At 57.9% G+C, this 24,179-nt stretch carries 21 protein-coding genes; 14 read left to right on the top strand and 7 right to left on the bottom strand.

What is annotated here, in order from left to right; translation table 11 throughout:
* Positions 1-66: 66 nt before the first annotated feature.
* Positions 67-999 (top strand): ChaN family lipoprotein, encoded by a 933-nt coding sequence (locus Q669_RS16370; protein ID WP_036149925.1) that lies wholly within the window; start codon positions 67-69, stop codon positions 997-999.
* A gap of 95 nt (positions 1,000-1,094) precedes the next feature.
* Positions 1,095-1,805 (top strand): SIMPL domain-containing protein, encoded by a 711-nt coding sequence (locus tag Q669_RS16375; RefSeq protein WP_022993115.1) that lies wholly within the window; start codon positions 1,095-1,097, stop codon positions 1,803-1,805.
* 14 nt (positions 1,806-1,819) lie between these two features.
* Here the strand turns inward: Q669_RS16375 and Q669_RS16380 are convergent, their stop codons facing one another.
* Positions 1,820-2,887, bottom strand: a complete 1,068-nt coding sequence (locus tag Q669_RS16380; protein ID WP_022993116.1) for a beta-N-acetylglucosaminidase domain-containing protein — start codon at positions 2,885-2,887, stop codon at positions 1,820-1,822.
* A gap of 178 nt (positions 2,888-3,065) precedes the next feature.
* Between Q669_RS16380 and Q669_RS16385 the strand changes: the two genes are divergently transcribed.
* The 7 genes from Q669_RS16385 (at position 3,066) to Q669_RS16415 (ending at position 10,443) form a co-directional block, all read left to right on the top strand.
* The gene (locus tag Q669_RS16385; protein ID WP_022993117.1) at positions 3,066-4,136 is read left to right on the top strand and encodes an acyltransferase family protein; all 1,071 of its coding nucleotides are present in this window, start codon (positions 3,066-3,068) and stop codon (positions 4,134-4,136) included.
* Positions 4,137-4,188: 52 nt separating this feature from the next.
* Entirely contained in the window at positions 4,189-4,647 is a 459-nt protein-coding gene (locus Q669_RS16390; RefSeq protein WP_014422754.1) for a hypothetical protein, read from the top strand.
* A gap of 139 nt (positions 4,648-4,786) precedes the next feature.
* Positions 4,787-5,863 carry a TRAP transporter substrate-binding protein gene (locus Q669_RS16395; RefSeq protein ID WP_011786889.1) on the top strand — a complete coding sequence of 359 codons (1,077 nt, stop codon included), beginning with the start codon at positions 4,787-4,789 and terminating at the stop codon, positions 5,861-5,863.
* 104 nt (positions 5,864-5,967) lie between these two features.
* Entirely contained in the window at positions 5,968-6,513 is a 546-nt protein-coding gene (locus tag Q669_RS16400) for a TRAP transporter small permease subunit (protein ID WP_022993118.1), read from the top strand.
* Complete coding sequence (locus tag Q669_RS16405) at positions 6,510-7,808, top strand: TRAP transporter large permease (RefSeq protein ID WP_011786891.1); 1,299 nt, start codon at positions 6,510-6,512, stop codon at positions 7,806-7,808. The genes Q669_RS16400 and Q669_RS16405 overlap by 4 nt, the downstream gene beginning before the upstream one ends.
* Before the next feature lie 194 nt (positions 7,809-8,002).
* Entirely contained in the window at positions 8,003-9,319 is a 1,317-nt protein-coding gene (locus tag Q669_RS16410) for an SAM-dependent methyltransferase (protein ID WP_022993119.1), read from the top strand.
* Positions 9,319-10,443 (top strand): NAD(P)/FAD-dependent oxidoreductase, encoded by a 1,125-nt coding sequence (locus Q669_RS16415; protein ID WP_022993120.1) that lies wholly within the window; start codon positions 9,319-9,321, stop codon positions 10,441-10,443. Before Q669_RS16410 ends, Q669_RS16415 begins: the two co-directional genes overlap by 1 nt.
* A gap of 53 nt (positions 10,444-10,496) precedes the next feature.
* Here the strand turns inward: Q669_RS16415 and Q669_RS16420 are convergent, their stop codons facing one another.
* The 3 genes from Q669_RS16420 to Q669_RS16430 form a co-directional block, all read right to left on the bottom strand.
* On the bottom strand, positions 10,497-11,504 hold the full coding sequence (locus Q669_RS16420; protein WP_022993121.1) for a porin: 1,008 nt from the start codon (positions 11,502-11,504) through the stop codon (positions 10,497-10,499).
* Between the two features lie 185 nt (positions 11,505-11,689).
* Positions 11,690-13,558, bottom strand: coding sequence for a choice-of-anchor I family protein (locus Q669_RS16425; protein WP_022993122.1), 1,869 nt, complete (start codon positions 13,556-13,558; stop codon positions 11,690-11,692).
* Positions 13,559-13,715: 157 nt separating this feature from the next.
* On the bottom strand, positions 13,716-14,189 hold the full coding sequence (locus tag Q669_RS16430; protein ID WP_014422762.1) for a Dps family protein: 474 nt from the start codon (positions 14,187-14,189) through the stop codon (positions 13,716-13,718).
* Between the two features lie 227 nt (positions 14,190-14,416).
* On the opposite strand from Q669_RS16430, the gene Q669_RS19145 reads away from it, so the two are divergent.
* The gene (locus Q669_RS19145) at positions 14,417-14,683 is read left to right on the top strand and encodes a DUF2061 domain-containing protein (RefSeq protein ID WP_014422763.1); all 267 of its coding nucleotides are present in this window, start codon (positions 14,417-14,419) and stop codon (positions 14,681-14,683) included.
* A gap of 33 nt (positions 14,684-14,716) precedes the next feature.
* Here Q669_RS19145 and Q669_RS16440 read toward each other — a convergent pair whose 3' ends face one another.
* Positions 14,717-16,156, bottom strand: coding sequence for a dihydrolipoyl dehydrogenase (locus tag Q669_RS16440; RefSeq protein ID WP_022993123.1), 1,440 nt, complete (start codon positions 16,154-16,156; stop codon positions 14,717-14,719).
* 175 nt (positions 16,157-16,331) lie between these two features.
* Between Q669_RS16440 and Q669_RS16445 the strand changes: the two genes are divergently transcribed.
* Complete coding sequence (locus Q669_RS16445; protein WP_022993124.1) at positions 16,332-17,009, top strand: LysE family translocator; 678 nt, start codon at positions 16,332-16,334, stop codon at positions 17,007-17,009.
* Here the strand turns inward: Q669_RS16445 and Q669_RS16450 are convergent.
* A complete protein-coding gene (locus Q669_RS16450) occupies positions 16,954-18,006 on the bottom strand; it encodes a 3-deoxy-7-phosphoheptulonate synthase (protein ID WP_022993125.1) in 1,053 nt (350 codons plus the stop codon). The two genes, Q669_RS16445 and Q669_RS16450, sit on opposite strands and share 56 nt — an antisense overlap.
* Before the next feature lie 365 nt (positions 18,007-18,371).
* Between Q669_RS16450 and Q669_RS16455 the strand changes: the two genes are divergently transcribed.
* On the top strand, positions 18,372-19,166 hold the full coding sequence (locus tag Q669_RS16455; protein ID WP_052000834.1) for a secretin N-terminal domain-containing protein: 795 nt from the start codon (positions 18,372-18,374) through the stop codon (positions 19,164-19,166).
* Here the strand turns inward: Q669_RS16455 and Q669_RS16460 are convergent, their stop codons facing one another.
* The gene (locus tag Q669_RS16460; protein WP_022993127.1) at positions 19,167-19,673 is read right to left on the bottom strand and encodes a DnaJ domain-containing protein; all 507 of its coding nucleotides are present in this window, start codon (positions 19,671-19,673) and stop codon (positions 19,167-19,169) included.
* Positions 19,674-19,958: 285 nt separating this feature from the next.
* Here Q669_RS16460 and Q669_RS16465 point away from each other — a divergent pair, with 285 nt between their 5' ends.
* Both Q669_RS16465 and Q669_RS16470 read left to right on the top strand, forming a co-directional pair.
* Positions 19,959-21,056 (top strand): efflux RND transporter periplasmic adaptor subunit, encoded by a 1,098-nt coding sequence (locus Q669_RS16465; RefSeq protein ID WP_022993128.1) that lies wholly within the window; start codon positions 19,959-19,961, stop codon positions 21,054-21,056.
* Entirely contained in the window at positions 21,056-24,151 is a 3,096-nt protein-coding gene (locus Q669_RS16470; protein ID WP_022993129.1) for an efflux RND transporter permease subunit, read from the top strand. Before Q669_RS16465 ends, Q669_RS16470 begins: the two co-directional genes overlap by 1 nt.
* Positions 24,152-24,179 lie beyond the last annotated feature (28 nt).

A 24,179-nucleotide genomic window follows, 5' to 3' on the forward strand; every position in this document is an offset into this window, starting at 1 on the left:
AATCTTTACGCCACCCGCCTTGCCCTGACACTTGCAACCATCGTCGCCTTCACAGGATGCACCGCCATGCGCGCAGAAAACCTGCCCGAGCCTGTCAGCCAGTACGATGCAGTCATCGTCAATGCCGGTACCGGCGAGATCATCACCGTGACAGAACTGGCCCGGCAACTGGCAGACACCGATGTGGTGGTGACGGGGGAATACCACGGCCACCATGCCTCGCACCTGTTACAGGCCCGCCTTCAACAGGCGCTGTACCGGCACAACCCCCGGCAGATCCTGTCCATGGAGCAGTTCAACCTGAACCACCAGGACGCCCTGGATGCCTACCTGGCCGGACAAACCGGTGAAACGGAAATGATCGAAGACGCGGACGCCTGGGAGAACTACAAAGCCTCCTACCGGCCCCTGGTGGAGTTTGCCCGAGAACACCAGCTGCCGGTTGTCGCGGCTAACGCCCCGGCGGATATCGTGCGCTGTGTCGGCCGTGAGGGTAAGGACTATCTGAAGCGCCTGCCAGACGCGCAACGCGCCGCCCTGCCCGCACAGGCCTTCCTGGATACCCCGGACTACCGTGACAAATTCGTCGACGCCATTGCCGGCAGCCACGGTGCAGAACAGACAGAACTGGCCGGGCGCCTGCTGAGCACCTATCAGGCCCAGCTGTTGCGGGACAACACCATGGCCGAGCGGATACTGACTGCACTGAATGAACACCCCGGACATCAGGTTTTGCACACCACCGGCACCTTCCACAGCGAACAGCGGCTCGGTACCGTTGCGGTCCTTGAGCAACGGACACCAGAGCTGAGCATTGCAGTGCTCTCACCGGTTGAATGGTCGCCCCCGGAACAGGCGATGCCGGTGGCAGCAAACCGTCACAAGGGTGACTACCTTTACTTTATTCTGCCCCTGCCTCCGGAATACCGGGATGCGGAACGCCAGCGCAGCGCCATGCAGAAACGCTTCAGCCGCCATCCAGGCACCCGCTGCGAGTGATCAAAGTGGCGCGTAAGGCGCGCCTTCCCAGCAGCCCCGGTTCCCGTTAACCTGCGCAGACATCAGGACGTTTTCCGAACCGCAAGGAGTAAGCCATGAAAGTTGTCTCTGCCCTGATTATCGGCCTGTGCGCCATTGTTGCCGCTTCCCTGTTGAGCCAGGGCTTGATGGGGCTGCGCACGGCCGATCGCTACGTAACGGTCAAGGGCATGGCCGAACGGGAAGTGCAGGCAGACCTGGCGCTCTGGCCCATCCGCTTTGTTGCCACCGGTAGCACGCTGGACGAAGCACAGAACAAAGCCCGAGGCAGCCGGGAAGCCATCATGGCGTTCCTGAAACTGCAGGCCATTGACCAGTCTGCGGTTGAACTCCAGCGCCTGGATGTAACCGACACCCGCGCCAATCCCTACGCCGGCAATAACAACGAGCAACAGTACATCATCAACCAGACCCTGATGGTGCGCAGCACCGATATCGAGCGCATCCGGCAGGCGGCACAGAACGTCAGCGAGCTGGTGGATTCCGGCGTAGTGTTGTCCTCGGACTACGGCCCGAGCGGCCCCACTTACCTGTTCAACGGCCTGAACGATATCAAACCGGCCATGATCGCCGAGGCCACAGCAGCGGCCCGTGAATCCGCCCAACAGTTCGCTCGGGATGCCGAGGCCAAACTCGGCAGCCTGCGCCGGGCCAATCAGGGTGTGTTCCAGATTCTGGCAAGGGATCAGGCACCAGGCGTGTCGGAGCAACAACAGCCTGTGAAAACCGTGCGGGTGGTCTCCACCTTCGATTACTACCTGGAGTAACCGAAAACAGGTGCCTACTGGGTGGCCACCATTTCGTCGGTCACCTGATAGTCGCCGGCCAGCCAGCGCAGGATCTCGTGAGCCGCCGGGTGATCAAAGGCGTCGTAGGTGTGCATCAATGCCTGCTTTTTCTCATCGCTGATGCGTGCCAGCCCGGTGTCCTGCAGGGTCAGCAAATCCCTGTGCAACTGCCCCGCAAGCTCCAGCCCAAGCACTTCCCGCGCTGCATGCAAAAACGCCTGACCATACTGGTAATCCGGCCCCTGGCGGTAGCATTCCGCCAGCGTGATCGCCGGGATCGTGGTCAGCACCGGCTGCAGTGCCGGATTGATGGCGTGGCCGGAAAGGTAGGCGGCATTGCCGGCAGGGCGGCCGGTAAAACCACGCAGATGCAGATGCCGGGACATGCGGTCGCCATCATTCACCGGGTAATTATCCCAGAGCAGTGGCTTGCGCCCCAGCAACTTGCTGACACGCTTGAGATGGCCCGGAGAGACTTCACGGGAACAGACCTCTTCCCCGGTCCAGAAAATTCTCACTTCACGGTCCAGTTCCGCCCCCAGGGTTTCCAGATAGTCCGCCGGCCGCTGCCCGAACACCCGGTCCAGCACCGGATCATCGGAGTAGTAGGTGGGGCACACGCTAAGCTTGCTGGCACTGGTGTTGGCTTTTACCCAGTCCACAATCTGTGCCTGGGTTCGGGCCAGGTCCGGGGTAGCCGGGTGCATGTCATCAAACAGGATAGCCAGCTCCTGGATACCGAGGCGATCCAGCATTTTCAGTTTCTTCGCCAGGGCCTCCCGGGCCGCCTCATCGAAGTTATTGAAGATTTCGAACGGGCTCAGCCCAATACCAAACCGCACACCTTCACGCCGGCAGAATCTGGCAAAGTCCGCCATTGCCTCAGCCTGCTCCGGAGGGTGCGGCTCCTGCCAGCGACGACGCAGGTAAGGATCGGCCTTGGGGGCATACAGATAGAAGCCGTAACCATGGGCAAGCAGGGTATTGACCAGTTGGCGCCGTTCGGACCAGCTCCACAGGGGGCCGTAAAATCCTTCAATAATTCCCAGTTCCACCGTCATAAACCTGTTGCTCCCTGTCTGCCACCCAAGCGAGTACTATACCGGACCAGCCGCCTTGATGACGGGATCGTCAGATCTCAGCAAGCATACCGTATGATTAGATCCTAGCCGCTACTGTCACAACCTGCCTAGAATAAACGATCCGGTAAAATGTTGAGTTTTCAGGAGCACAGCTTTCATGCCCAATGGTCAAGACCGACTGCCCGCACTGGACGCGCTTCGAGGCATCGCGGCCCTGGGTGTGGTGCTGTTCCACTACCTCCCCTACTACGACAAACTCTACGGCCACAGTTTCAGCACGCCGGACACCCTCGGTTTCGGGCGCTACGGGGTTCACCTGTTCTTCATCCTCAGCGGCTTTGTCATCTTCATGACCCTGGAGCGCACCCGCAGCGCCAGCTGGTTCGGACTGGCCCGGGCCTTCCGCCTGCTGCCGGCACTCTGGGCCGGCATTGTATTGACCTGGATTGCCGTTCAACTGATGGGGCCAGCTGACCGCATGGTGAGCCCGGGCTCGGCACTACTGAACATCACCCTGCTGCACGAATACCTGGGCCACCCCCATGTCGATGGCGCCTACTGGAGCCTGGTTATTGAAGCCACGTTCTACGTCTGGATTGCCTTGCTGTTCTACGGGCTGGGGAGCTGGCAGCGCATGCGGCCTGTACTCTGGGCCTGGACTCTGGCCAGCTACGCGGCGGTAATCTGGTGGAAGGCCATTCCCGACGGGCTGGAATTCCTGATCAAAGACCTGTTGTTTACCCGCTACGCGCCCCTGTTTATCAGCGGCATGCTGATCTACCGCTGGCACCGCCACAATCGCTTGCCGGTCGCGGATCTTGCGCTATTGACACTAACCATCAGCCACTGTCTGCTCGCTTACAAGGCACCGTTCAACCTCTTTGTGCTCGGCTGTTATGGCGTTTTCGGGCTGGCTGTCGCCGGCTACCTCAACGTTCTGGCCCGGCCGGGACTGCTCTGGCTGGGCAGCATTTCATACACCCTGTACCTGGTGCACCAGAACATTGGTTATGGCGTGATTGATCTGGCTTACAAAGCCGGACTACCCGGCCAACTTGGTGTGATGATGGCCCTGGCCGTTGCCATTGGTCTGGCGGCAGCCCTGCATTACGGTATCGAAAAACCCGCTCTGCGCTGGTTCCGGCAGTGGCGGAAACGTGCCGTACCGGATACCGGTCTGACGTTGATCAACGCCCCGGTGCCGAAAAAAGCGGAAAATCTTGACTAGACTGAACACAACAAAAAACCTGAAACCCATTGCCTGACAAGAGTAAGACGCCATGGAAATCAAAACCTTCGCAGACCTGATTGACTGGACACGCCAGCTCCACGCCCACCTGGCCCGGTGCCTGCACGAATCCGCCCAGAAAAATCAGAACGAACGCGCCAGCGCCTTGCTCGATTACATCAGTTCCCACGAGGCACTGCTGGAACAGGCTGTTGCCGAGTACGAGAAACAGGCCGACCCGAAAGCCATGACCACCCGCCTGTACGATTATGGCGTGCATAAACCCATCGAGAAGAACCGCACCTGCGATACCCGCTATAACGATCTGGATTTTGACGGTATTGCCCGGGAGATCTTTGATTTCCACGACCAGGTGATGGACCTGTACGACGCCCTCATCGGCAAAGCCGAGATTCCCGAGGCCAAATCCCTGCTGGAGGATCTGAAATCCCTGGAGGAGCACGAGGCCATGCTCCTGGCCAGCCAGATCGGTCGAATGAACGACATCTAACGTTAGACCAATGTCGTAGTCCGGCAATTTTTTGCTGCAGCCCACCCGCCATAGTTGCTAATCTGAACTACACTCTTGAGTTCCGGACCCCACGAGGGGCCGGGCTCTACTACAACAATGACAAGAGGTTAGAAGAGCAATGAAGATCCGTTCTGTTCTTTCCGCGGCTGTGCTGGCTGTGGCAACTACCTTTGCCGCCACCCAGGCGCTTGCCCAAGACAAGTTCACCCTGCGACTGGCAGAAACCTGGGGCCCGAACTTCCCCATTTTTGGTGATACCACCAAACGCTTCGCCGAAACCGTTAACAAGATGTCTGATGGCCGACTGACCGTCCGCATTGACTCAGCCAACAAGCACAAAGCCCCGCTGGGCGTATTCGACATGGTCAAGGCCGGTCAGTACGACATGGGCCACTCCGCCTCCTATTACTGGAAGGGCAAGGTGCCGGAAACCCTGTTCTTCACCAGCATGCCATTTGGCATGAATGCCATGGAACAGTATGCGTGGTTCTACCACGGTGGCGGTATGGAGCTGATGCAGGAAGTGTATGAGCCCCACAACATGCTGTCGTTCCCTGGCGGCAACACCGGCGTACAGATGGGCGGCTGGTTCCGCAAGGAAATCAAATCCCTGGATGACCTCAAGGGTCTGAAAATGCGTATTCCCGGGTTTGCCGGCGAAGTCTTCGCAGAAGTGGGTGTTAACCCCACCAACATCGCCCCGGGCGAGCTCTACACCGCCCTGGAGCGCAATACGATTGATGCCGTTGAGTGGGTAGGCCCTGCGCTGGATCTGCGTCTTGGTTTCCAGCAGATTGCTGACTACTACTACACCGGCTGGCACGAACCGGCAACCGAGCTGCAGTTCCTGATCAACAAACGCGTCTGGGATCGCCTGCCGGCAGACCTTCAGGAAATCATGCGGGTAGCCATGCGTACCGCTTCCTATGACATGCTGGTTCACTCCCAGCACGCCAACGCCGAAGCCTGGGCGAACATCAAGGAAGAGTATCCGAACGTGCAGATCAAGCGTTTCCCGGATGACATTTTCCAGGCCATGTACGAGGCCAACGAGAAGCTGTTGAAAGAGGCCGCGGCAGAAAGTGAGATGGCTGCGAAGATCATTGAATCCCAGCACAATTATCTGGAGCAGAGCCGCGCTTACACTGACATTTCGGAGCGGGCTTACCTCAACACCATGGCCGAAGTCGAGTAAACTATTCGTTTATGACGAATCAGAGCCGGGATCGCTCTTCCAAGTGATCCCGGCTTTTTCATTTCCAACATTCAGAAATTCCGCGATGCGGAGGAAGAAGTTCGATGCGCTGGATTATCCGACTGGACGAGAGCCTGGCCTGGCTCTCCAAACTTTGCGGCTGGATCGCCTGTGTGGCCATGATCCTGATGGCTGCCAACGTCTTCTATGACGTCGTCGCACGCTATGCTTTCAACGATGTGTCCATCGCCATGCAGGAAATGGAATGGCACCTTTATTCAGTCGTCTTCCTGCTTGGCATTCCCTATGCCCTGCGCACTGATGGTCATGTACGTGTGGACGTTTTCTATACCAACTGGAGCCAGAAGCGCAAAGCCTGGATTAACCTGATTGGCGCCGTTCTTTTTGTTATTCCGTTCGCCTACCTGATTGCCACCTATGGCTACAGCTACGCCATGGATGCCTACCAGATGGGCGAAGGCAGCGGCGACCCCGGTAGCTTACCGCACCGCTGGGTGATCAAATCCGTGATTCCGGTCAGCGCTTTCTTTATGGGAACGGCCGGTTTGAACATGGTCACCTACGCTATCCGTGTGATGGCCGGTGACAAGCGGTACGAAGGCGAGCACAGCGCAGGAGGTCTGGCATGATCGGTATGATTATGTTCGGCGTGGCGCTGGTCATGCTGATGTTCGGTTTCCCGGTAGCCTTCACCTTCGGCGGCGTCGCACTGTTTTTCGGTATCTACGCCGAAGGCATGGATCTGTTTGCCTTCATGCCCTTCCGGATCATGAGCGTGATGCAGAACACCGTGTTGATGGCAGTGCCTCTGTTCATCTTCATGGGTGTGGTACTGCAGCGCACCAGACTGGCTGAACAGTTGCTGACCTCCATGGGACGGCTGTTTGGCGGGTTGCCCGGCGGCCTTGCCATTTCCACCATTCTGGTCGGTGCCCTGCTGGCTGCCTCCACCGGCGTTGTTGGCGCCAGCGTGGTTGCCATGGGCCTGATTTCGCTTCCGGTCATGCTCGCGCACAAGTACGACAAGCGCCTGGCCACCGGCACCATCTGCGCCTCGGGCACCCTGGGCCAGATTGTGCCGCCATCGATCATCCTGATCATTCTGGGTGACGTCCTTGGCCTGCCCGTGGGCGATCTGTTCAAGGCTGCGGTCATGCCCGGCGTGGTACTGATTGGCCTGTACATTGTCTACATTCTGATCCTGACACGTTTCAAGCCGGAAACCGCACCGGCCATGCCGGCCCAGGATGAATCGGTCAGCCGGGGCAAGGAAATCCGGGATGCCCTGCTCGCGATTATTCCGCCACTGGCGTTGATCGTGATTGTGCTGGGCTCCATCTTCACCGGCATCGCCACTCCCACGGAATCCTCCGCACTGGGCGGTGTTGGTGCCGTGGTTCTCGCGATCATCTACCGCCAGTTCTCGTTCAAAATGGTCTGGGATGCCGCCAAAGACACCGTCAGCGTGACCGCCATGGTGTTCGCTATCCTGATCGGCGCGACCGCCTTCTCCATGGTCTTCAGCTATACCGGTGGCGATTATCTGCTGGAAGAGTGGCTGATGATGCTGCCCGGCGAACAATGGGGCTTCATTATCCTGGCCATGGTGGTCATTCTGGTGCTGGGCTTCTTCATCGATTTCGTGGAGATTTCCTTCATCATCGTGCCCATTCTGGCACCGGTGGCCGAGGCCATGGGCATCAACATGCTCTGGTTCGCCATCCTGATTGCCATGAACCTGCAAACCAGCTTCCTGACACCACCATTCGGGTTTTCGCTGTTCTACCTCAAAGGGGTGGCACCACCGGAAGTCCGAACCACGGATATCTACAAGGGTATTATTCCGTTCATTCTGATCCAGATTCTGGTGCTGGCGCTGATCGTCATCTTCCCGGAATGGTTCGGCATGAGCGCCACCTACTGACCCCCGAATACCCCTGCAACTCTGGCGGAGCCGGCCAATGCCGGCTCCGCCCATCCCCCCGCTCTGCCCCTCCGTCTTCAGTCCGCCGACCTGACAAAACCTGATCATTTTCTATACTGAGTCAAAAAGCCGCGACTCTCAGTTCAGTTTTCGGGATTGCACGGACCATAACGAATCAGAGGAGAGAGCATTCCATGGCACAGAGTACCGCTCATAAACCGGAGTTCCCGGACAAGGAAGAACACCGGGCCCACGTCCTCAGCCTGCCCCTGGAGCGCGGTCAATCCGATCGCGAACCCCACAGTTATGAACGCTGGCTGATCCATAAACTGATGCGTATGGCCGGCTCTCCCCCCATTCGTTTCCGGCTCTGGAACGGTGATGTCATAGAACCGGAAGTTCAGGACGCCCGCTTCACCCTGCACCTGACCGACCACAAGGCTCTCTACTCCCTGGTGGCCAACCCCAATCTGGCCTTTGGTGACCTGTATGCCGCCGGTCGACTGGAAATCGACGGGGATCTTCCAGATCTGATGGAGAGCCTGTACCGGGCCGTCCATGCCGCCCGCCAGAAGTGGCCACGCTGGCTGGACGCCCTGTGGCGCAACCACAACCCGCGTGCCACCGGCATCTCCGAGGCCAAGGAGAACATTCACCACCACTACGACCTGGGCAACGCGTTTTACCACCTGTGGCTGGATGAGGCCGAAATGCAGTACACCTGCGCCTATTACGAGCAGGCCGACAACACCCTGGAACAGGCGCAACTGGCCAAACTGGAACACGTTTGCCGCAAACTTCGGCTGAAACCGGGCATGACCGTGGTCGAAGCCGGCTGCGGGTGGGGCGGGCTGGCCCGATATATGGCCCGTCATTACGGGGTGAAGGTGCATTCCTACAATATCTCACGGGAACAGCTGGCCTACGCCCGGGCTGAAGCAGAGCGACAAGGCCTGGACAACCTGGTCACCTATGTCGAAGACGACTACCGCAATATTGAGGGCCAGTATGACGCGTTCGTTTCTATTGGCATGCTCGAACACGTGGGCAAGGATAATTACCCCGCTCTGTCGGAACTGATCAAACGCTCCCTGAAGCCGAATGGTATTGCCTTGCTCCACAGCATCGGCCGCAACCGGCCCATGCTGATGAACGCCTGGATCGAGAAGCGGATTTTCCCCGGCGCCTATCCGCCCAGCATTGGCGAGTTCATGGAAATCTGCGAGCACAGCGATTTCTCGGTACTGGATGTGGAAAACCTGCGGCTGCATTACGCTCAGACCCTGACCCACTGGATGGACAATTTCACCGCCAACCAGGACCAGGTCACCGAGATGTACGACGAACATTTCACCCGGGCCTGGCGACTGTATCTGGCTGGTTCCATCGCCGCGTTCCGGGCCGGTTCTTTGCAGTTGTTCCAGGTGGTGTTCACCCACGGCGACAATAACCAGCTGCCCCAGAGCCGGCAGGAACTCTACACGTTTCCAGCCACGCCAGAGGGGGTCTGATGGAATACTACGACATCATTATCGTGGGGGCCGGCCCTGCCGGCTCAACCCTGGCCCGGGCTCTGGAGGACTCCGGCAAACGGGTACTGATCATCGACAAGCAAGCCTTCCCCCGGGACAAGACCTGCGCCGGCTGGGTTACGCCGGCAGTGATGGCCAGCCTGGACATTGATCCGGGGAAGTATTCCGTCGGCCGGACACTGCAACCCATTCGCCGGTTCCGGATCGGCATGATGGGGCAAAGTGCGGTGGAGAACGACCACGGGGATATTGTCAGCTACGGTATTCGTCGCTGCGAATTCGACGACTACCTGCTTGACCGTGCCGAGTGTGAAAAGCAACTGGCAACCGCGGTAAAGTCCATCAACCGGAACAACGGCAACTGGGTGATCAACGATCAATGGCAGGCGCCGCTGCTGGTGGGTGCCGGGGGCCATTTCTGCCCGGTGGCACGGCTGTTGGGCGACGGCCCGGGCAAGCATGAAACCGTGGTGGCCGCCAAGGAAGTGGAATTCGAGATGACGCCAGAGCAGGCCCGCGCCTGCGAAGCCCGCGGCGACACGCCAGAGCTCTGGTTCTGCCGGGATCTCAAGGGCTACGCCTGGGTTTTCCGGAAAGGCAGCTATCTGAACATCGGCCTGGGCCGTGAGGACAACCACCGGTTATCTGATCATCTGGAAGCTTTTGTCGAGGAAATGAAACAGTCGGGCCGCATCCCTTCCGACCTGCCGGGCCGCTTCAAAGGCCACGCCTATCTGCTGTATGCCCATGCCAACCGCCCCCTGGTGGATGACGGCGTGCTGCTGATTGGCGATGCGGCCGGTCTGGCCTATACCCAGAGTGGCGAGGGCATTCGGCCCGCCATAGAATCGGCACTGATGGCGGCCAATGTGATCAAGGCCGCCCCGGATTATTCCGCGCTCTCGCTGCAAAGCTATGGTGAACGCATTGCCGAACGCTTCGGAACCCGGGCCACGGACCAGGAGCCCGGCTTTGAGGTGCCGGACTGGCTGAAACAACCCATCGCCAGCACCTTGATGCGCTCACACTGGTTTACCCGCAAGGTGGTCACGGAGAAGTGGTTCTTGCATCAGGAGGTGCCACCGCTGGAGGTGGCGGTATAAACAAAACCGGGGCTCAACTGAGCCCCGGCAGATAGACGCTAAATCAAAGGCGTTTACATAGAGAACTTGTGCTCAAAGCCGATACCGAAGGTACTGTCGTCTCGAGCGCCCTTATCGGCCTCAACCGCAGCGTAGTAGCCAAACACTTTGCTGTTCTTGGCAACTTTGTAGTCAGCGCCAACAGCCATCAGCGTGAGGTCATCGTCTGAAGTATCCATATCGGTCATGCCATACTGGGCTTTAAGCTTCCAGCGATCCAGTTTCACCGCACCACTTACAATGTAGGTAGTGTCTTCAAAATCTCCGCCATCTACCGCTGAATCCGAGTTTTCAGACTGCTGGAACAGCGCGCCCACCTCAAAATTGTCGATGCTGAGCATACCGGCAATATGAAGAGCATCAACCAGCGTATCGTTGCCACCGAAATCAGCAAGATCAGTCTTGATTTCAGAGTCGTAGCCGACAGACGCGTAGATGGTACCGTTATCAAATACCGCAGAGGTTGAGAAGCCATCACCAACACCATCACGGCGATCATTGCCAACAGTACTGCCCTCACCCGGAATCATCGCCAGGTTCAGGGTAATCGCATCGGCCAGCTTCGGTGTGGAGTACTGGATGATGTTGCTAACGCGCTCGGAACCACCGACGATTTCATTGATATCGCCGCGCAGGTCACCGAACTGGTCAATCTTACCCTGGGATTTCTTGAACGGGGAATCAAACTTACCGGCGATCAGGGTGCCAAGGTTCGCGTGTTTGAAACCACCGTAGATGTTGCGCTGGGAGAAGGTCTGACCACTGTTGTCACCGTCGTCAACAGCGATCTGGAACTCGGCCTGGTAAATGGCAACAACGTTGTCGACATCCAGATCCAGCTCACCCTTCACACCGACCCGTGAAGAGTTGCTTTCCAGCTCCCACTGATCATCGTTGCCGTTATCCTGATTTTCGTAGGAGACGTTCACTTTACCGTAAACAGTCGGTCCCTTGTCAGCCAGTGCTACAGACGGCGCAACAACCATGGAACCAATAGCCAGGGCCAGCAATTGCTTTTTCATTACGTTCTTCTCCATCAGTGATCATTGTTGATCGGGTGTTGAATTTCGTGAGGACACTATGGCGATGGTTTATGAACGATTTGTTAATGCTATATGTCGTTTTCATGAAGCCTCTGCAGGTACCACGCCTGAATAAACCAAGAAGCCCCGCCATAAAGACGGGGCTTCTTGTTCAGGGAGCTGAATTAATCAGTCAGCTCAAGTTTCACTCGGTAGATCGCCGTGGTACCGCTGACTTCGTTGCCAGTGATGAGCAACGGCTCGCCGGACGGCGAATCATCACTGGATACCACTGTGATGCTCTCTACACCCAGATCGCCTGCGGTTTCGAGCACTGAAGCCGTGTCGACAGTGGTCCAGTCGTCACGGGTGTTCAGGTAATCCACCTGAACCGGACTGGCCGGGTCCGTTACGTCGTAGACCAGAATACCGCCCATGCGCTCCAGGCCCAGGAAGGCAAAGGTTTTATTGCCGAACGTCGCCACGGTCACGGTTTCAGGTTCCGGACCTTTGGCGTCCGACCGGGAATCGAACGCCATGCCCTCGTCATGGGCGGAGTTGAAGTGGTCTGCGCAGGGAATAGAGCGATCCGTACCCAGACGACACTCGTCACTGGCAAGGAACTGCTCGATCGCATCACCGGAGTCCCATACCAGCTCACCGTCCTCATTCCAGATTGCCAGAGAACGCGCGCCATAGGAGTACAGCGTGTCATACATCAGGAGGGTGCCGTCAGGGTCCTCTGCGCCCGACGCGTTGAACATGACGGGATCACCATTTTCTGCAACCCGGTAACCCTGCACCCAACTGATGTTGAGCCTTCCCAGTTGGTCGTCATCACGACAGGCATTGGCTGCGCCGGCTGTGGCACCGCAGTAATCGAAGACCTCAGGATTCAGCAGCGCCCCTTCGGCCAGCGCAGTCAATTGAGGTGGCATATCATCACCAACCCGGCGAGCAAAACCATCCGGGTGGACCAGGTGTTTAACCCGCAACTCTTCGACAAAGCCCTTGGAACTGTCGCCATTCCAGTAGTCGGCGTCATCTTCACCCCAGGCCCTGGCATCACCCTCATTGGCCGTCACGATAAAGGTTTCACCATTTGCCTGGTAACTGGTGATGGCATCGGGATGGTAGATACCCACCACACCCGGCCATCTCTGGATATTGATGACGCCGTCATCGTCCGAGGCATCAATACCCTGCCCCTCAACACCGTAATCCTTGAAGCCCAGAGGCAGAATATCGGTGACCGTTGCCGTATCGATATCCAGCTTCGCCAGGGCGTTGTTCTCCTGTAATGACACCCAGGCGGTGCGGCTGTCGGCACTGACGGTGATGTACTCCGGCTCGAGATCCTGGGCCACGGTGGCCCCCGGGCCATAAATTCGAACACCCGATGCCTTCAGGGCGCCATCCTGGCTGTTGAAGGCCAGAAAATCGGCTGTCCGTACCGTGAGATTCCCCGGATTGGAAACATCAACCACACTGATCGACCCTTCCGGATCGATCTGGTAGTCATCGCTTGGCTCGCCTTCGTTTGCTGCCAGGACATATTGCCCATCCGGCGTAAAGGTCACCATATCCGGCTGCGCACCTACCTGGATACTGTCACGCAGCTGCAGGTCTGCAGCTCCAAATACCGCAACATAACCGGGGTCAGTTTTCGGATTCGATTCAACAGCAACCGCAACGAGCCCGTTTGCCACCGCCACACTGTTAACCACCGCATCAGCGGCAATGTCAGCAACTGTCAGCGTGTCGATTTTGGCTGGATTGACCGGGTCGCTCATATCCAGCACATCCACAGCCCCGGACAAGGCATTAACCACAAACGCCCTGCGACTGGCAGGGTCAAACGCCGTGATTTCCGCAGCAGACTCGTCAAACTGTCCGGTGCTGTATCGACCGGCGAATTCGAGCGTCAGGCCAGTGACCTGAGCTTCCGTTGCCAGGTCATCATCGTTGTCCGAGGAATTACAGCCGGATACCAGCACGGCGCTCACAGCGAGAACGAGCAATGACAGTTGAAATGGGTGCGATGTCTTGGGCACAGCGGGCTCCTTTGCTTATTTAATGATGCAAGAGCAAAGAAGGCTAGGCGACAGACGTGACGAACGCGGGAAAGGAAAGTGACAGTGCAGTGACGTTTCTGTGACAACTCCCCGGCCCGATGCCGGGCCGGGGAAAAGTCGGAGCATCAGCCGGAACTTACTGGCCCAGGTAGCTCCGGTACATCCATACCGTTTTTTCCTGCTGAGAGATGTAGTCACTCATCAGTGCCACGGTACCTTCATCTTCTGCTTCACCGGCCAGGTTCAGCAGGCCACGCTGCTTGGCGATGAGCTTACCGAAACTCTCGACGATGTTACCCACCGCTTCTTTGCCATCAGATACGTCCTTGCGCTCCGGCACTTCGGACTTTTCAATGTAGGTGCTGTAGGCGTGTGCAGGACGATGGCCCAGGGTGAGAACCCGCTCGGCAATTTCATCAATCTTGAGCAGCAGGTCATCGTAGAGTTCTTCAAATTTGGCATGCAGCTCAAAGAAATTGTCACCCTTGATGTTCCAGTGATAGCCACGCACATTCATGTAGAAAATCTGGTAGTTGGAGAGCAGTTCGTTCAGTGCATCTGCCAGCTTCTGGGTTTTGTCTGTGTCGAGACCAATAAAATTCTTGCCCATGTTGAACCTCCTGATTCGTTTTGGGGTGTCATCTAACAGCTACTGTATGACAGCTCAGTGTCAGAACGAAAGTTTGGGTATTCAATATCGCTCATAGCAGAAACTTATATCACCAACCCTAAAATCATAGCTGAACCCTATCGAGAAAAATGTCACTTTCTATTTGGAAACAATTCTCGTTTGTCCTTAAATGGGGTTATAGGCATTCATCACGCGGAGTTAATTCCATGAGTACCCTGAAACTGTTTGTTCACAATCACAGCTCGAAGGGCGATCAGTCGTTTCTGAAAACGATCACCTTCGCGATTACCCACTTTACGGTGGCTTTTACCGTCGCGTTCCTGCTGACCGGAGACATTCTGATCGGCAGCCTGATCGCGATGGTCGAACCGGCCATTAACACCGTTGCTTACTTCTTCCATGAAAAGATATGGGCACGGCATCAGCGGAATACAACCGCCAATGCCATGAATCTAGGGCAAAATACGCTTTAATGGCTTGCCCTCTGTCAAAGACGGAGGGTAAAGCTACACACCCGGCCCGCAATCCATGCAACCCTCCCCTGGCTCAGGGCCTATCCGGAGTTTCTTGCTCAGGTCTTTAATTGCGGTTCGCAGCCCCTCCTCAATCACCGGATGGTAAAACGGCATCTCCAGCATCTCGCTCACGGTCATTCGCTTTTGCACGCACCACGCCAGCAAATGGGCAATGTGCTCCGCAGCAGGTCCGAACATCTGGGCGCCCATGAACAGGCCACTGCCGTGCTCGCCGTACACTCGAAGCAGCCCCCGATTCTTGCCGATAACCTTGCTGCGTCCCTGATCCTCGAATGACACCTCACCAACCGCAAAACAGCCCTGGCAACGTTCATCTACCTGGTGGATATTCAACCCCACCGAGGCAATCTGGGGCTCGGTGAACACCACCGCCATGGGGGTTTTTCTGAAGCCAGTCCGGACTTCCGGCCAGGCCCCGGCATTGTCGCCGGCAATCCGGCCTTCGTCTGCCGCTTCGTGCAACAGAGGTCGGTCGTTGTTCACGTCGCCGGCAATAAAGATATGGCTGTCGCCGCAGCGCAGGGTGAAAGGATCAAATACCGGCATGCCGCGTTCATCCAGTTCGATGCCGGCATTCTGGATATCCAGGTGATCAATGTTTGGTCGCCGTCCGGTGGCTGCCAACAGATAATCAAAGGTTTGCTGATGCTCCTCACCGCCCTCGCTCCATCTGATGCGAACACCTTCCTCGATGCGTTCAACCCGCCGGGTCTCCGCTTTTGGGCTGATGGCAAACTCTTCACGGAAGGTGTCCAGCGCATACTCCCGCACCTTTTCATCCTGAATACCACCGATGCCGCCGCTAACGCCAAACATGCGGACCTTTACGCCCAGCCGGCTCAGTGCCTGACCTAATTCAACACCAATCACTCCCGGGCCGAACACCGCCACCGACGACGGCAGATCCTGCCAGTCGAACACGTCATCGTTGACCACCAGTCGATCTTTCGCTTCTTTCAGAATGCCCGGAATATTGGGACGGGAGCCGGTGGCGATAACAATACGGCCTGCGGTTACTTCGGTATGATCACCGACCACAAGACGATGGCTGTCAACAAAGCGGGCGTGCCCCATCAACCGATGTTCTTCCGGTAGCGATTCCATGGATCGCACCACCGGTGCCACAAAACGATCCCGTTCTTTACGCACTCGCGCCATCACTGCCCGGCCGTCAATACGCACATCGCCCGGAAGCACACCAAACTGTTCAGCCTGCCTTACCTGATGGGCCCTTTCCGCAGCGGCAATCAGCAACTTGCTGGGCATGCACCCTACCCGGGCACAGGTGGTGCCGTATTGTTCACCTTCAATCAACACAATCCGATCTGTGGCCCTGCGGGCGCGCTGATAGGCGACCATACCCGCCGTACCTGCACCGATAACCGCCACATCCACTTCTCGCTTGTCCATCCTGCCTCCTGGAGACTGACTGAAATTTCAGGTGGTTTGGGCTATTAAACTTAAGGAGCCTTTCGGTAAAGTATAGAAAGCTTATTATCCGCTGACAGGGGAATCACAGAAAAAATCCCCGTGCTTACTGGCTGCGGGCGCAATACCCTGATCACAAGTGCAAACAACCCGGAGAATGACTGTGCAGAATTACTGGCTGGAGTTTCTGACCGTTGCCCTGGTACACCTGTTGGCGGTGGCCAGCCCCGGGCCGGATTTTGCGGTCATGCTGCGCCAGGCACTGACCCAGGCCCGGCGCAATGCTCTGCTGACCGCCATGGGTATTGGCATCGGTATTCTGCTGCATGTGGGCTATTCACTGCTGGGCATCGGGCTGATTATCCAGCAGTCGGTGATGCTGTTTACCGTGCTGAAGGTAATTGGCGCCGTCTATCTGCTGTACATCGCCTGGCACTGCCTGCGGGCCAAACCCGGTGGCGTTCATGTGCAGGCCAACGGCGGGCACGCTCAAAGCGGCTGGGCGGCGTTCCGGCTCGGGTTTCTGACCAATGCCCTGAACCCCAAGGCCACCCTGTTCTTCGTGTCCCTGTTCTCGGTCATCATCAACCCGGGCACGCCGGTTCTGTTGCAGGCCGGATACGGCATCTATATGGCACTGGCCACCGGCCTGTGGTTTGCCATGGTGGCGGTGTTCTTTACCCACCCCCGTGTCCGCCGGGGTTTCAACCGGTTCGGACACTGGCTCGACCGGGCCATGGGGGGAATTCTGGTGCTGCTGGCCGGGCAGCTGCTGTTGTCTACAGTGAGCGGATCAGAGCCTCCGTCTGTTCCCAGCCCAGGCACGGATCGGTAATCGAGCAACCGTAGACCAGCTCTTCGCCGTCGTCCTGGCGGCCGAATTCCAGGAAGCTTTCCAGCATCAGGCCCTTGATGTGCCGGTTGCCGTTGCGCTTCTGGGTCATCACCTCCCGGGCGATATCCACCTGCCGTTCGGCCTGCTTGCAGGCGTTGTCGTGGCTGCAGTCCACCATCACAGCGGTCGACACGCCGGCTTTTTCCAGCTCTACCACCGCTTTGGCAATGCTCAGTTCATCGTAGTTGGTCACGCCCCGGCCGCCGCGCAGCACCAGGTGGGTATCCGGATTGCCGGCGGTGGATATCATTACCGGGGCGCCGCTGTGGGAAATGCCCATGTGGTGGTGCGGGTGCGAGGCCGATTTCATGGCGTGGCTGGCAACGGTAATGCCGCCATCGGTGCCGTTCTTGAAACCGGTCGGCATGGGCAGGCCGCTGACCATTTCCCGGTGGATCTGGGATTCGGTGGTGCGGGCGCCGATGGCGGTCCAGCTAACCAGGTCCCCCAGGTAATCCATCATGAACGGGCTCAGGGCTTCAGTGGCCAGCGGCAACCCAAGCTCGGATAAAGCCAGCAACAACTTGCGGGAACGCTCAAGGCCCTGTTTCAGGTCGCCCTGGCCGGTACGCTCCGGGTCGTACAGAAGGCCCTTCCAGCCCACCGTGGTACGGGGTTTCTCCAGGTAGGCGCGCATGACAATCAGGAAGCGGTCACTGACTTCGTCGGAAAGGGCTTTCAGTCTGGTGGCGTAGTCCAGAGCAGCCTGTTCGTCGTGAATGGAACACGGGCCCATAACGATCAAAGTGCGGTCGTCCTGACCGTGCAGCACGGCGCGGATCTGATCACGGTAACCGGCAATGGCCCGCACCCTTTGCTCATCGGCCGGAAACTGCTGGCGCAACTCGGCGGCGGTGGGCAATCTGGCTTCCTGGCGGTGCTGGCAGGCGCTTGAGGTTTGCGCATCCAGTGTTTCAGATTTCAGCGGCATGTTCATGTCTGTGTTCCCGTTTCCCTGTATCAGAATCAAAAAAGCCCCGGCTGGGCTACCAGTCGGGGCTTTTCGGAGTCCGGTGGCAGCCTGGGTTGCTTGCCGGGCTGCCTTCCTCGTTGTATTCGGTCGATGAAGATCTTATGGGCGGCCCGGGCTCTGGCTAAAATAAAAGCCATAACCAAACCACCAAAAATACACAGCAGAGCCTGCGGCCTTCAGTTTTTCACCGAAAGCTTTCAGAACATTCAATTGACAGGCTGCGTGTAAGGTCTTCATGCTTTTCACTATATACCTACGGTTTTAACGATGGCAACCCGCAAAACGGATTATTTAATGCGGGCGTGGCCGTCATGGCTCTGGAGGCCTGCATGCGAAACACCGAGCACCGCTCTGTTCTCTCGCTGATGACTGTTCTGTTTCTTGCTCTGTTAACGGTTTCCACCGCCGCCTGGGCACAATCAGAAGCCAGGGTCTATGAGCTGAACAACCGAACGGCCGACGATATTGCGATACAGATTCGCGAACTCTACCAACAGGCGCCGGTTACAGTGACGGCACGCGGACAGCAATTGGTAGTCCGTGGTGAACCAACACTGCTGGACGAAATCGGAACGCTGGTGCAATCGATGGATGTACCGCCGGTACAGATGAGGATCAGCGTTCGCTATCGTCAGGATATCGGGGGCAAACAATCCGGAGGCAGCGTCACCCTTTCGAACGGTTCGGCCGGCGCCAGCGTCGAGCGCCGTACCATCAGCACCAATTCCACCCGGGAGCGTCAGCTTATTGTGCAGGATGGCCAGTCGGCCCACATTACCTCCGGCAATGTGCGCACCCTGCCATTTGCCGTTAAGGGTGGGCGCAACCCCGCCGCCATACTGCAGCAGGTCGAAACCCGAAGCGGCTTTGTGGTGAGCCCCCAGGCCATCTCGAGCCAGGCGGTAGAGCTGAGTATCGTGTCCTTTGAGGAAGACCCCGCCGCACTGCCCGGCTACGAAACCGAAGCCCTGATGACCATCCGGCGGGTCGAGCCGGGGCAATGGGTCAGCCTCGGGGGAACTCGCAGCTCCATGAATCAGGAGCAGCAAGGCATCACCTACCGTGTGAACGGCAAGCGTGCAGAAAACCTGTCCATCGACGTCAAAGTGGAAATTCTGCCCTGATCAGGCCTGATTACGCTTGCCCAGCAAGACATCTCGGGCCTCATTGAGCTTGGCGGCCAGGTAATCGTTGCCGCCGCGGTCCGGGTGCACCTTCAACATCAGTTTGCGGTGGGCAGCGGTCACCTCCTCACGGGAGCAACCGGGGTTAACTCCCAGAATATCGCAGGCTTCCTGCGTGCTCATTGGCCCCCGGGTGGCAGCCCGATCGCCCCCGGCATTCGCATGGCGCGTCGAGTCATTACCGGATGAATCGCCCATGGCCTTGCGAAACATCGGCGCATAACGCAGTAGTGCCGGCACCTTTCTCAACAGGGGAATAAGAGCGGCAATACCGGCCGTGATCACATGCACCCGGCCCGTCAGCACCATGAACAGCAACAGCACACCGCCAGCCACCAGAATGACTTTCCAGATTGCCGCCTTCTGCCCTTCCGGCGACAGCGCGCCCCATTTTTTCAGGATCACAAATACAGCGGCAGCCAGGGCCAGGCCGAGAATCAGTTGCATTGCATGTATCTCTGTCAGGTTTTAGTCCACCAGTTGGACACTCAACTTGGTGCTGTTACTCTAATCCGGCATCCAAACACCAGCGTAATCATTCTGCAGTATTTATACTGCTTCATGAATGCAAACGGGTGACAAATAGCAATAGCTTTTGTAGCATCCTATTCGTTAAATTGAACTGACGTTCTATAACTTTGTCCCCGAGCCCTGATTTGCAAGGATAGCTGTCAGCCTTCCCTTCCGGGCGACTTTATCAGATTCAGGAAATTCACTCCCAGGAACAGACTTATGCGCACTGCTTCCCGTTTCGTCATCGTTCTCCTTTTTCTCGGCGTCGTGCTGGGTGGAATCTTTGGTTACAAGTTCTACCAGTTCGGCCAGATGAAAGAAATGATGTCCCAGCCACAGCCGCCGGCCATCATTTCTGTGACCAAAGCAACTACCGAAAACTGGCAGCCGGCGATCAAGGCTGTCGGCAGCATCACTGCTATCAACGGCATCGAAGTGGCCAACGAAGTGCCCGGTGTGATTGAGAGCATTGGCTTTGAGTCCGGCGATACCGTCAACAAAGGCGATGTTCTGGTGCGCCTGGATGCCGCCATCGACGAAGCAGCGCTGCGCACACGGCGGGCAGAAGCCCAACTGGCAGAACAGGAATTCAAGCGGGTTTCGGATCTGCTGCCGAAGCGGGCCGTGTCTCAGTCCCAGTATGATGAGGCCAAGGCCAATTTCGATGCCGCCCGAGCCCGTGTCAACGAGGCCGAAGCTCAGCTCAACAAGAAGGTGATTCGCGCGCCCTTCGACGGCAAGCTGGGTATCCGCATGGTGGATCAGGGCCAGTACGTTGCCACCGGCACGCCGATCGTCGAGATCAACATGCTGAACCCCATCTATGTGGACTACACCCTGTCCGAGAAATTTCTGCCAGATGTGGATCAGGGCTACCCGGTATCCGTGACGGTCGCTGCTGTGCCGGACCAGTCCTTCGAGGGTGAGGTGAGCGCTATCAACACCTCGGTAAACCCGGAAACCCGTACCGTGCGTATACGCGCCACCCTGGATAATGAAGAAAACCTGCTGCGCCCCGGCATGTTTGCCACCATTCAGACCGGTCAGCCCCGGGACAATGAAGTGGTTACCCTGCCGCGCACCGCCATTTCCTACAACACCTACGGCAATTTCGTGTATGTGGTTGAAGAAAACGACAACGGTGAACTGATTGTCAGCCGCCGCACCGTCACCACGGGCGAAGTCCGTGATGGCCGCTCAGCCGTGCTTTCCGGTCTGGAAGAAGGCGAAACGGTCGTCGCCAAGGGCCTGCTGAGGCTGCGCGCGGGCCAGCGTGTTGAAATCCAGGACGAGTCCGGCCAGGAGGCGTCTGAGTAATGAAATTCACCGACATTTTTGTCCACCGGCCGGTTCTCGCCACGGTGGTCAGCCTGCTGATCCTGTTGATCGGCGCGCGGGCCGCCATGGAGATGGAAATCCGGCAGTATCCGGAGCTGGAAAGCACCACGGTGACCGTCTCCACGGCTTACCCCGGCGCCAGTTCGGACCTGATCAAGGGCTTTATCACGACTCCGCTGCAGCAGGCCATTGCGGAAGCCAGCGGCATTGATTACCTGACGTCCACCAGTTCCCAGAGCGTATCGACCATTCAGGCCAAGATGATCCTGAACTACGACGCCAACGATGCCCTGGCAGAGATCCAGGCCAAGGTGGCCAGTCAGCGCAACGTGTTACCGGCGGAAGCCGAGGACCCGGTGATTACCTCTACAACCGGCGACAGCACGGCACTGATGTACATTGCCTTTTACAGCACCGAGCTGGATGTCCCCCAGATTACCGATTATCTGACCCGGGTGGTGCAGCCCAAGCTGCAGGCGCTGGCCGGCGTGGGCAAGGCTGAACTGCTGGGCCGGACGTTTGCCCTGCGTATCTGGCTGGACCCGGAGCGTCTCGCCGCCGTGGATATGACCCCGGCCGAGGTGGCTGCCAAATTGCGGGCCAACAACTATCAGGCCGCGGTGGGTAAGACCCGCGGCAAGTACACCGAGGTCAGCCTGACCAGCGACACCGACATCGCCGACCCGGACGCCTTCCGGAACCTGGTGGTTAAACAGTCAAACGGCACTCTGATCCGCCTGCAGGACATTGCCCGGGTGGAGCTGGGCTCCCAGACCTACGACAGCCTGGCGCTGTACAAAGGCCAACCAGCCACCTATGTGGCCATTGAACTGGCACCAGGAGCCAACCCGCTGACGGTGGCTGAACTGGTCAAGGCAGAACTGCCGGATATCGAGAGTCAGTTGCCCAGCGGCCTGAATGTACGCCTGGCCTACGACGCTTCCGACTTTATCGACGATTCCATCAACGAGGTTATCCAGACCTTGCTGGAAGCCATGATCATCGTACTGGTGGTGGTTTTCCTGTGCCTGGGTTCGGTTCGAGCCTCAGTGGTGCCATCTGTAGCGGTTCCGCTGTCCCTGATCGGTGGCGCCTTTGTCATGCTGATGTTCGGCTTCTCCCTGAACCTGCTGACGCTCCTGTCCATGGTGCTAGCCATCGGCCTGGTGGTGGATGACGCCATCATCATGGTGGAAAACGTGCACCGGCATATTGAACAGGGCGAATCCCGGTTCGATGCTGCCATCAACGGTGCCCGGGAAATGGCCACCCCAATCATCGCCATGACCACCACCCTGGTTGCGGTTTATGCGCCCATCGGCTTTATGGGAGGTCTCGTAGGCTCACTGTTTACCGAGTTTGCCTTCACCCTGGCCGGCACAGTGGTCATTTCCGGTATTGTTGCACTGACCCTGTCACCCATGCTGTCTGCCAAGGTCCTCAAACCCCACGGCGACCCGGGCCGCTTTGAAAAGGTTGTCGAAAAGAGCTTCAACGGTCTGGCAAACGGTTACAAGGCAGCGCTGGCGTCATTGATGCAAACCAAGTCCGTCGTGGTGTTCTTCGCCTTTGTGGTACTTGGATCCATCTACTTCATGTTGATGATGAGTCAGAACGAACTGGCCCCCACCGAAGACCAGGGCATCCTGTTCTATCAAGGCCTGGGGCCCGAGACCTCCACCCTGGACTACCTGTACGACCACGGTCAGGAAGTGCAGAACCGGATGTCTGAGGTGCCGGGTTACAGCGAAGACTTCATGATTCTGGGCATCACCAGCCCCAACGCCGTCTTCGGTGGCTTCAAGCTGGCGCCCTGGAGCGAGCGGGAGATTACCCAGTTCGAGGTTCAGCCCAAGCTGGATGCCGAACTGAAAAAGGTCACCGGGCTGCAGACCGCGGTATTCCCCCGGCCGTCCCTGCCCGGCTCCGGCGGCGGCCTGCCGTTCCAGTTTGTCATCACCACCGGCGGCAGCTATGAACAGCTGGACCAGGTGGCGGATGAAATGCTGGGCAAGGCCATGCAGAGCGGTAACTTCATGTTCCTGAAGAAGTCCATCAACTTCGACAAGCCGGTTACCCGCATTAATGTTGATCGTGATCGCGTGGCCGATCTGGGCCTGTCAATGCAGGATGTTGGGCAGTCCCTGGCCAGCATGCTCAGTGGCGGCTACATCAACCGCTTCAACATGGAAGGCCGGTCGTACCAGGTGATTCCGCAGGTGGATGATCAGTTCCGCCCGAGCAAGGAAGCCCTGCAGGACTACTACATCCGTGCCGGCAATGGCGAACTGGTGCCGCTGTCCAGCGTCGTCAGCTTTACCGAGGAAGTAGAGCCGTCGAACCGCACCCAGTTCAACCAGCAAAACTCGCTGACCCTGGAGGGCGTGGTGATGCCGGGCGTGGCGGCAGGTGCCGCCATGGAGTTTATGGAGCAAACCGCCAGCGACGTCTTCCCTCAGGGTTTCAGCTACGATTACACCGGGGAAACCCGCCAGTTGGCCACCCAGGGCAGCGCTCTGATGGTGACCTTCTTCCTGTCATTGCTGGTGATCTATCTGGTCCTGGCCGCGCAGTTTGAAAGCTGGCGCGACCCTATCATCATTCTGGTATCGGTTCCCATGTCGGTAGCCGGGGCCATGGCGTTCATCGTACTGGGCTTTGCCACCATGAACATCTACACACAGGTGGGGCTGATTACGCTGATCGGGGTGGTCTCCAAGAACGGCATCCTGATTGTGGAATTCGCCAATCAGTTGCAGAAAGAGAGGGGCTTGAACAAGGTCGATGCAGTCATCGAGGCGGCGGCTATCCGCTTGCGCCCGATTATCATGACCTCTCTGGCATTGATCTTCGCCATGGTGCCTCTGCTGATTGCCATCGGCCCGGGTGCCGAGAGCCGGTTTGCCATCGGCCTGACCATCAGTGCCGGCCTGGGCATTGGCACCCTGTTTACGGTATTCGTGCTGCCAGCATTCTACATTCTGCTGGCCCGGGATCACCATGGCTCGGCAGCCGATGAATACGGCAACGAGGAAGAGTCGTCCTCAACGCAGGCGCCAGCCGGCAACCACTGAACCGGCACGGCAGTCATAAAAAAGCCCG

Origin of the sequence: Marinobacter sp. C1S70, from assembly GCF_000475355.1 — a bacterium.
Classification (GTDB): Bacteria; Pseudomonadota; Gammaproteobacteria; order Pseudomonadales; family Oleiphilaceae; genus Marinobacter; species Marinobacter nauticus.

What these genes read in the sequence shown, in the direction of transcription:
- Q669_RS16445 (WP_022993124.1), top strand. Translation starts at nt 16,332, where the DNA reads ATGACTGTGCAGAATTACTGGCTGGAGTTTCTGACCGTTGCCCTGGTA.
- Q669_RS16465 (WP_022993128.1), top strand. Translation starts at nt 19,959, where the DNA reads ATGCGCACTGCTTCCCGTTTCGTCATCGTTCTCCTTTTTCTCGGCGTC.
- Q669_RS19145 (WP_014422763.1), top strand. Translation starts at nt 14,417, where the DNA reads ATGAGTACCCTGAAACTGTTTGTTCACAATCACAGCTCGAAGGGCGAT.
- Q669_RS16375 (WP_022993115.1), top strand. Translation starts at nt 1,095, where the DNA reads ATGAAAGTTGTCTCTGCCCTGATTATCGGCCTGTGCGCCATTGTTGCC.
- Q669_RS16450 (WP_022993125.1), bottom strand. Translation starts at nt 18,006, where the DNA reads ATGAACATGCCGCTGAAATCTGAAACACTGGATGCGCAAACCTCAAGC.
- Q669_RS16410 (WP_022993119.1), top strand. Translation starts at nt 8,003, where the DNA reads ATGGCACAGAGTACCGCTCATAAACCGGAGTTCCCGGACAAGGAAGAA.
- Q669_RS16370 (WP_036149925.1), top strand. Translation starts at nt 67, where the DNA reads ATGCGCGCAGAAAACCTGCCCGAGCCTGTCAGCCAGTACGATGCAGTC.
- Q669_RS16405 (WP_011786891.1), top strand. Translation starts at nt 6,510, where the DNA reads ATGATCGGTATGATTATGTTCGGCGTGGCGCTGGTCATGCTGATGTTC.
- Q669_RS16415 (WP_022993120.1), top strand. Translation starts at nt 9,319, where the DNA reads ATGGAATACTACGACATCATTATCGTGGGGGCCGGCCCTGCCGGCTCA.
- Q669_RS16430 (WP_014422762.1), bottom strand. Translation starts at nt 14,189, where the DNA reads ATGGGCAAGAATTTTATTGGTCTCGACACAGACAAAACCCAGAAGCTG.
- Q669_RS16400 (WP_022993118.1), top strand. Translation starts at nt 5,968, where the DNA reads ATGCGCTGGATTATCCGACTGGACGAGAGCCTGGCCTGGCTCTCCAAA.
- Q669_RS16460 (WP_022993127.1), bottom strand. Translation starts at nt 19,673, where the DNA reads ATGCAACTGATTCTCGGCCTGGCCCTGGCTGCCGCTGTATTTGTGATC.
- Q669_RS16440 (WP_022993123.1), bottom strand. Translation starts at nt 16,156, where the DNA reads ATGGACAAGCGAGAAGTGGATGTGGCGGTTATCGGTGCAGGTACGGCG.
- Q669_RS16380 (WP_022993116.1), bottom strand. Translation starts at nt 2,887, where the DNA reads ATGACGGTGGAACTGGGAATTATTGAAGGATTTTACGGCCCCCTGTGG.
- Q669_RS16385 (WP_022993117.1), top strand. Translation starts at nt 3,066, where the DNA reads ATGCCCAATGGTCAAGACCGACTGCCCGCACTGGACGCGCTTCGAGGC.
- Q669_RS16395 (WP_011786889.1), top strand. Translation starts at nt 4,787, where the DNA reads ATGAAGATCCGTTCTGTTCTTTCCGCGGCTGTGCTGGCTGTGGCAACT.
- Q669_RS16420 (WP_022993121.1), bottom strand. Translation starts at nt 11,504, where the DNA reads ATGAAAAAGCAATTGCTGGCCCTGGCTATTGGTTCCATGGTTGTTGCG.
- Q669_RS16470 (WP_022993129.1), top strand. Translation starts at nt 21,056, where the DNA reads ATGAAATTCACCGACATTTTTGTCCACCGGCCGGTTCTCGCCACGGTG.
- Q669_RS16455 (WP_052000834.1), top strand. Translation starts at nt 18,372, where the DNA reads ATGCGAAACACCGAGCACCGCTCTGTTCTCTCGCTGATGACTGTTCTG.
- Q669_RS16390 (WP_014422754.1), top strand. Translation starts at nt 4,189, where the DNA reads ATGGAAATCAAAACCTTCGCAGACCTGATTGACTGGACACGCCAGCTC.